The following is a 6245-nucleotide window of genomic DNA, read 5'->3' on the forward strand; positions in this document are numbered from 1 at the left end:
GAAGGGCGCCGACGCCGTCGAGTCCAAGACCGGCGGCAAGGGCACCGACCAGATCGAGAAGGGCCAGCAGGCCGCCGACGCGAAGATCGGCGAGTAGCTCCCTGCCCCTGCGAGCGGCCGGCTGCGTCCCGTACGCGGCCGGCCGCTCGTGCGACTGGGCCGTGGAGCCGTCCGACGGCGCGAGGTCCGGGGCGCCGCCTTGGCGCCAGCTGCTCAGGCCGGGCGCCCGACCAGCCCCGCGACCGCCACCTCCACCGCGGCCCGTTGAGCCTCCGGTGAGTAGGTCTCGTCATCCACGGTGGCCAGCGAGTTCAGCCCCTCCACCAGGGACACCAGCACGAGCGCGGCCGTAGCGCAGGCCTCCGGCCCGAGGTCGGGCCGGCAGCCGCGTACCAGCCGGGTGATGCGCTCCACGAACGCCCGGTTGCCGCGCACGTGCAGCTCGGCGAGCTCGTCGTCGCTGAGCGCGGCTGCGAGAAAACCGAGCCAGACGCGGGCCTCCTCACGCGCAGCGGACGTGAGCGACGCCGCCTGCAGGAGCACCGCGCGCAGCGCGTCCTCGGGGGCTGCTTCCCCCGGCTCGCCAGCACCCGCGCCCGCCTCGGCTGCGTCCGCGCTCGCCGCCGTCCGCTCGTGCAGCAGCTCGCGCGCGTGGGCGAGCAGCGCCCGCTTGTCGCGGAACGTGTGCAGCACCAGCCCCGTCGTGCATCCCGCCCGCTCGGCGACCGCCCGCAGCGACAGCCCCTGCAGCCCCTGCTCGGCGAGCACCTCCCAGGTCGCCGCCGACAGCCGCGCGCGCTGCGCCTCGACCTCCCGCCGCTTGGCCACGTCCTCCGCCTTTCGTTCCCCGCGCAGCGTAGCGGCTGTTACGGTAACGCTTGTTACAGAACGAGCCCAGGAGGACCGATGACCGTCGCCATCACCGTCGAGCCGTGGGACGCCGCTGACGGCGTACGCCTGCGGGCGGCGCAGCGCGCCGAGCTCGATGCGCGCTACGGGTGCGACGACCACGAGCCCGGCGAGCCGCCGACGGCCGAGTCGGTGAGCGTCTTCCTGGTGGCGCGCGACGCCACGGGGACTGCGGTCGGCTGCGGCGGGCTGCGGTTCCTGGGGCCGGGGTCGGCCGAGATCAAGCGGATGTACGTCGACCCCGCGGCCCGCGGCACGGGGGTGTCGGTCGCGATCCTGCGCGCTCTCGAGGAGCAGGCGCGGGCGGCCGGCGTGGGGCGGCTGCTGCTCGAGACGGGCACCGCCCAGCCGGACGCGATCCGGTTCTACGAGCGCGAGGGCTACGGGCGGATCGAGCAGTTCGGGGCGTACGTCGGGTCTGAGATCTCGGTCTGCTACGCCCGCGACCTCTGAGGCACGGCGACATCGGACGTGCAGTCGTGGAGCGCCAGCCGCGCTCTGACGCGGTCAGCACTCCACAGCTCGCCGGACGTGCCGCTCACGGCCGCCGTCGTCCCGCCCGCCGGTTGTGGAGCGCCACCAGCGGAAGCCACAGCACCAGCGCAGCGCCGGCGACGGCCGGCCAGCCCCAGGTCGAGCCCGACTCGCTGAGCCGGGCCGCGCCGAAGAACGCGACGACGATGCCGAGCGGGGCCGCGGCCCAGTACGCGGCCGGCAGGCGGGGCGCCCGGCCGAGCCACGGCACCCGGCCGGCGTTCGCCCGCAGCAGGGCCACGGCGCCCGCGAGCCACAGCAGCACCCCGACCCCCATCACGGCGACCCACATCGCAGCCTCCCCGAGCGGCAGCACCGACGGCCCCCGGCCCCTCCCCGAGACGACGCCCGGCTACCCCTCGCGGGGCGGAGGGCCGGCCGCCGACAGCTCCCCCGCGACCTGCACGAGGGCGTCGAGCACGGCCGTGACCGCGGCCCTCGGCAGCCGGTCCGGCCGCACGAGCGCCTCGATGCGGCGCGTGACGGCGGCGCCGGTGATCGGGCGGAGCACGACGCCGGGGTGGCGCGGCCCGGTGTGGCGCGGGATGAGCGCGACCCCGCCGCCGGCAGCGACCATGGCGGCGGACACGGAGAACTCGTTGATGCGGTGCACCGGGCGGATGGGCCGGCCGGCCGCGGCGACGACGGCCTCGAACGCGCCGAGCAGCGGGAAGCCCTCGTGCACCGCGATCCACGGCTCGTCGGCGAGCTCGGCCGCGGTGACGGAGGGCCACTCCGCGAGCCGGTGGCCGGCGGGCAGCGCGACGTCGATCGGCTCGCGCAGGAGCGGGACCGCCCGGACCGTACGCGGCCAGTCCGCGCCGTGCTCCGGGCGGTGGGCGACCACCACGTCGTAGTCCGCGCACAGCCCGGCGAAGTCCGCCTGCGCGACGTCCTCGTCGGCGCACTCGACGTGCGGGCCGTCAGCGTCGGCCAGCGCGGCGACCAGCGGAGGGAAGAGCGTCGCCGCTGCACTGGAGAACGCCGCCACGGCGACAGTCGCCCGCACGTCGGCGAGGTAGTCCTCGACCGCCGCCTCGGCCCGTGCGAGCGCGGCCGCGACGTCGGCCGCCGCCGCGGCCACCGCCCTTCCCGCGTCGGTCAGCACCAGGGCGCGCCCGCGCCGCTCGGTGAGCGGCACCGGCGCGCGCCGCTGCAGCGCCGCGAGCTGCTGGGAGACGGCGGAGGGCGTGATGTGCAGCGCGGCGGCGACCGCCGTCACGCTCCCGCGGTCGCCCAGCTCGCGAAGGACGGCGAGCTGCCGGGGGTCCATGAAGCGACGCTACAACGACGTTGAACGAACTGCTGGTTGCTCTTCACGGTTGTGTGACCGAACCTGGTCGGCGTGAGCAAGCTGCGCGGTGCGTACGCGGTCGACGCCGTCCTTCTCGGCGTGGCCGTGGTCTGGGGCACGAGCTACCTCGTCGCGAAGGACCTGACCGCCGTCGCCGCGGTGTCGGTGGTGCTCGCCCTCCGCTACCTGCTGACCGCCGCCTCGCTCGTCGTCGTCTGCGCCGGCACGCGGTCCCTGCCCGACCGGCGCGAGCTGCGCGTGGGCGTGCTGCTGGGCTGCACGCAGGCGGCGATCCTGGCGCTGGAGACGGCGGGGGTCGCGCACACGTCGGCCACCAACGCGGGCTTGCTGATCAGCCTCACCGTCGTCTGCACTCCGCTCCTGGAGAGCGCGTGGTCGCGCAGCTGGCTGCCGGCGCCGTTCTTCGTCGCAGCGACGCTGGCCGTGGTCGGGGTCGGGCTGCTCGTGTCGGCGGACGGGCTGGCGGCACCCGGCGGCGGGGACCTGCTCGTCCTGGCGGCCGCCGGCGTACGCGCCACGCACGTCACGCTCATCGGCCGCCTCACGGCGGGCCGGGCCTACCGCTCGCTGCACATCACGACGGTCCAGGCCGTGGTCGGGACGGCTGTCTTCGGGCTCGCGGCGGCACCGCAGCTGCCCGGAACCCTCCCGGAGCTGTCGGCGGCGGACTGGGGACGGCTGGCGTACCTCGCCCTCGCGTGCAGTGTCTTCGCCTTCCTGGCGCAGACCTGGGCCATCCGGCGCACGTCCGCGAGCCGGGCCAGCCTGCTCATGGGGACGGAGCCGGTGTGGGCCGTCGCCGCGGGGCTCGGCCTCGGGGACGAGCGCCTGACGGCGCCCAGCGCGGTCGGGGCGGCGCTCATCGTCGCTTCGACCTATTGGGGACGTGCGGTCGAAGGCCGGCACCGAGCGCGGATTACCGAACCAGAGACCCCTGATGCAGCCTTCGCGGATGCGGACTACGGAGGACGCGAGCCGGCTCAGAGCGCGCGCTGAGCCTGCCGCTGCCGCTTGGCTAGCGGGGCCTGCGAGAGGTCCTCGGTCACCGTCTGCTGGAGCTTGTAGGCCAGCCCGCGGGCCTCGAGCCACGCCTTCACTGCGGCCTCAGCCCGCTCCTCCGCGAGCAGGATGTCCTCCTCGGACTCGCCGGAGTCCGCGAAGCGGAACGTGAAGAACGGCCGCGCCGCGACGTCGTAGGCCATGTGCCCCTCGGGTGTGAAGCGCGCCGACAGCATGTCGTGGTCGGCCGCCTCGGCCAGCAGGGCGGAGCGCTGCTCGGGCGTCAGGCCGACGAACGAGCCACGGATCTTGATGCGGAAGGCGCGGGTGCTCACCCGTCGACGGTAGTGACGGGTGAGCACCGCGCGCCATTCAATTCGGGCCGGTCACCGCGTCCAGAGCGTCGCCTGCGGGGCCGCCGGTGTGAGCTGCACACCGGAGTCGAAGGCGAGGAAGGACGGGCCGGGCAGGTAGTCCGGGGTGAGGAAGAACGCCCGGCCGATGCGCTTCACGCTGAGCGTCGCGCCGTTGTCGCCCGCGCCGCTCGGCGTGCGGATCGCGATCAGCTGCTCGACGTCGTCCGCGGTCTTGCCGGCGGGCAGCTCCACCGTCGTGGCGGCGGGCACGTCGCGGGCGATGGTCCAGCCGAGGACCGAGTGGTCCGAGCGGTAGACCGTCGCGTCGCCGCGCAGCTTGACGCCGATCGCAAGGCCGGGCAGCGAGCCGGGGCCCTGCGCGGTGCCGGTCACCTGGGTGGTCTCGACCCACAGGTAGGTGCGCTGGTCCCCGACAGCGGGCGTCGCGGGGTTCGAGGGGGCCTCGATCTGCCCTTCACGCAGCATCTCCTTCGCCATCACCTGGTAGGTCCAGGGGTTGGTGTCCATGAGGTGCTCGCGGGACCGGTCGGCGGGGCGCGTCGCGCGGGTGTCGAGCGCGAAGCGCATGCGGTCGGCCGCCGGCGTCGAGATCTCGTGGCACATGTTGTTGTTCGACGTGCAGACCTGGATCAGCGGGTGGTCGCCCTCGAACTCGCCGGTGAACTCGACGGTGCCGTGCCCGGCCGACTGGTAGACGCCGGTGCCCGGGACGCGCTCGCCGTCCTCGTCGAGCTCGACGCGGTAGAACCACTCGATGTCGGTGGTACGTCCCCACCGGGCCATGAGCGCAGGCGAGTTCGTACCGCCGTCCTCGTTGCTCCACACGACGGAGTACTCGACGATCTGGTGGCCGGGTGTCGCGGCGGGGCGCGCCTCGTGCCATGCGATGAGCGGCGTGTCGGTCGTGGCGTTCTGCCAGACACTGCCGAGCTCGGGAAGCGTGCGGCCGATGAGGATCGGCGCGTGAGCGAGGACGTCGTACTCCTCGGCGTTCTCCCGCGACACGTCGACGCGCAGCCGGCTCAGCTCGACGGTGGGCACGCCCGCGGGCGAGCGCTCGTCGAAGACGAGGCGCAGCTCGTGGTCGCCCTTCTCCAGCCGGCCGAGGGCGAAGGTGCGCTGCGTGGGCAGGTTGGACGGGACGACCAGGTCGGTGACATGGCGCCCGTCGACGTACGCCGCGACGACCGCGCTCTCACGGCCCTTGACCGCCCAGTCGGCGCGCCCGGCGGACACGGTCGCGGTGAGGACCGCCTCGCCGGGCCGGCGCACGTCGAGGTCGATGGTGCCGGACTGGCCGCGCTCGAGGCCGAGGTAGCCCTCGCGGCCCTCCGACGCCGTCGCCGGGGCAGCGGTGGCGGCCAGCGCGGCGCCCGAGAGGGCGGCGGTGGCGAGGACCGCGCCCAGGGCGCGCCCGGGCAAGGTGTCGATGCGACGACGCATGATGCTCCTGATGGCATGGAGGGGTGGCGTGCGTCGCTCAGGCAACCGGCGGCTGGTTGCCTCGTTGTGACCGGTCGGGGGACGGTGGGTGACCAATGTCCGACGCTTCCGGCACGGCGGAGGCCCGCCGCGGGACACGTCCGTGTCGCCGCGGCGAGCCTCGGGCCCGGTCGCGTCAGCGCAGGCCGTTGCGCTTCGCGACCTCGATCAGCAGCCAGGGGTCGTCGCTGATGATGCCGTCGACGCCGAGCTCGATGACTCGTTGCATCGTGGCGGCGTCGTTGATCGTGTAGGGCACGACCTTGAGGCCGGCCGCGTGCAGCCCCGCCACGTCCGGGCCGTGGAAGTACGCCGGGCTCTGCCGGAGGTACCAGTCGCTCGACGCCACCGTGCCCTGCGCCGGGTCGTGGACCTGCCAGTTGGCCGACACCGTCGACGCGCCGGACGCCTTGACCAGCGCGCCCAGGTCCTTCGTCGTCCACCAGTCGAGCGTCCCGGTCCACGGGCTCTTGACGGCGGGGTTGCCGTACGCCGCCTGCAGAGAGCACTCGTCGGAGACCGTCGCGCACTCGGCGGGGCCGTACTGCCACACGAGGGCCACGGTCTCCAGGTCGGGCCTGATCTGCTGGGAGTACTGGATCGTCCGCCAGTCGAACGACTGCAACGTG

The 6245-nt window shown here is 74.4% G+C and carries 9 protein-coding genes; 3 read left to right on the forward strand and 6 right to left on the reverse strand.

Features of this window, described 5'->3' with window-relative positions:
- Window positions 1-97, forward strand: a 97-nt coding sequence (locus G9H71_RS25610; protein WP_196792322.1) for an Rv0909 family putative TA system antitoxin, incomplete at its 5' end; no start/stop codon positions are given.
- A 116-nt stretch (window positions 98-213) separates the two neighbouring features.
- Here G9H71_RS25610 and G9H71_RS20460 read toward each other — a convergent pair.
- A complete protein-coding gene (locus G9H71_RS20460) occupies window positions 214-828 on the reverse strand; it encodes a TetR/AcrR family transcriptional regulator (protein ID WP_166284633.1) in 615 nt (204 codons plus the stop codon).
- A 78-nt stretch (window positions 829-906) separates the two neighbouring features.
- On the opposite strand from G9H71_RS20460, the gene G9H71_RS20465 reads away from it, so the two are divergent.
- Window positions 907-1362: a GNAT family N-acetyltransferase gene (locus G9H71_RS20465; protein WP_166284634.1), complete on the forward strand. Its 456-nt coding sequence runs from the start codon at window positions 907-909 to the stop codon at window positions 1360-1362.
- An 85-nt stretch (window positions 1363-1447) separates the two neighbouring features.
- On the opposite strand, the gene G9H71_RS20470 is transcribed toward G9H71_RS20465, so the two are convergent.
- Both G9H71_RS20470 and G9H71_RS20475 read right to left on the reverse strand, forming a co-directional pair.
- Window positions 1448-1735 (reverse strand): hypothetical protein, encoded by a 288-nt coding sequence (locus G9H71_RS20470; protein WP_166284635.1) that lies wholly within the window; start codon window positions 1733-1735, stop codon window positions 1448-1450.
- Window positions 1736-1795: 60 nt separating this feature from the next.
- Window positions 1796-2716, reverse strand: a complete 921-nt coding sequence (locus G9H71_RS20475; RefSeq protein WP_166284636.1) for a LysR family transcriptional regulator — start codon at window positions 2714-2716, stop codon at window positions 1796-1798.
- Between the two features lie 72 nt (window positions 2717-2788).
- On the opposite strand from G9H71_RS20475, the gene G9H71_RS20480 reads away from it, so the two are divergent.
- Entirely contained in the window at window positions 2789-3754 is a 966-nt protein-coding gene (locus tag G9H71_RS20480) for a DMT family transporter (protein ID WP_331273153.1), read from the forward strand.
- Here the strand turns inward: G9H71_RS20480 and G9H71_RS20485 are convergent.
- The 3 genes from G9H71_RS20485 to G9H71_RS20495 form a co-directional block, all read right to left on the reverse strand.
- Window positions 3739-4092, reverse strand: coding sequence for a DUF6204 family protein (locus tag G9H71_RS20485; protein WP_166284637.1), 354 nt, complete (start codon window positions 4090-4092; stop codon window positions 3739-3741). The two genes, G9H71_RS20480 and G9H71_RS20485, sit on opposite strands and share 16 nt — an antisense overlap.
- Before the next feature lie 51 nt (window positions 4093-4143).
- Window positions 4144-5577 carry a hypothetical protein gene (locus G9H71_RS20490; protein ID WP_166284638.1) on the reverse strand — a complete coding sequence of 478 codons (1434 nt, stop codon included), beginning with the start codon at window positions 5575-5577 and terminating at the stop codon, window positions 4144-4146.
- A gap of 175 nt (window positions 5578-5752) precedes the next feature.
- On the reverse strand, window positions 5753-6245 hold a 493-nt coding region (locus G9H71_RS20495; protein WP_269204774.1), incomplete at its 5' end, for a glycerophosphodiester phosphodiesterase family protein.

The organism is Motilibacter deserti, assembly GCF_011250635.1.
Lineage (GTDB): Bacteria > Actinomycetota > Actinomycetes > Motilibacterales > Motilibacteraceae > Motilibacter_A > Motilibacter_A deserti.

Bases quoted from the DNA above. Each gene is read 5' to 3' on its own strand.
- G9H71_RS20465 (WP_166284634.1), top strand. From the start codon at position 907: ATGACCGTCGCCATCACCGTCGAGCCGTGGGACGCCGCTGACGGCGTA.
- G9H71_RS20470 (WP_166284635.1), bottom strand. From the start codon at position 1,735: ATGTGGGTCGCCGTGATGGGGGTCGGGGTGCTGCTGTGGCTCGCGGGC.
- G9H71_RS20475 (WP_166284636.1), bottom strand. From the start codon at position 2,716: ATGGACCCCCGGCAGCTCGCCGTCCTTCGCGAGCTGGGCGACCGCGGG.
- G9H71_RS20490 (WP_166284638.1), bottom strand. From the start codon at position 5,577: ATGCGTCGTCGCATCGACACCTTGCCCGGGCGCGCCCTGGGCGCGGTC.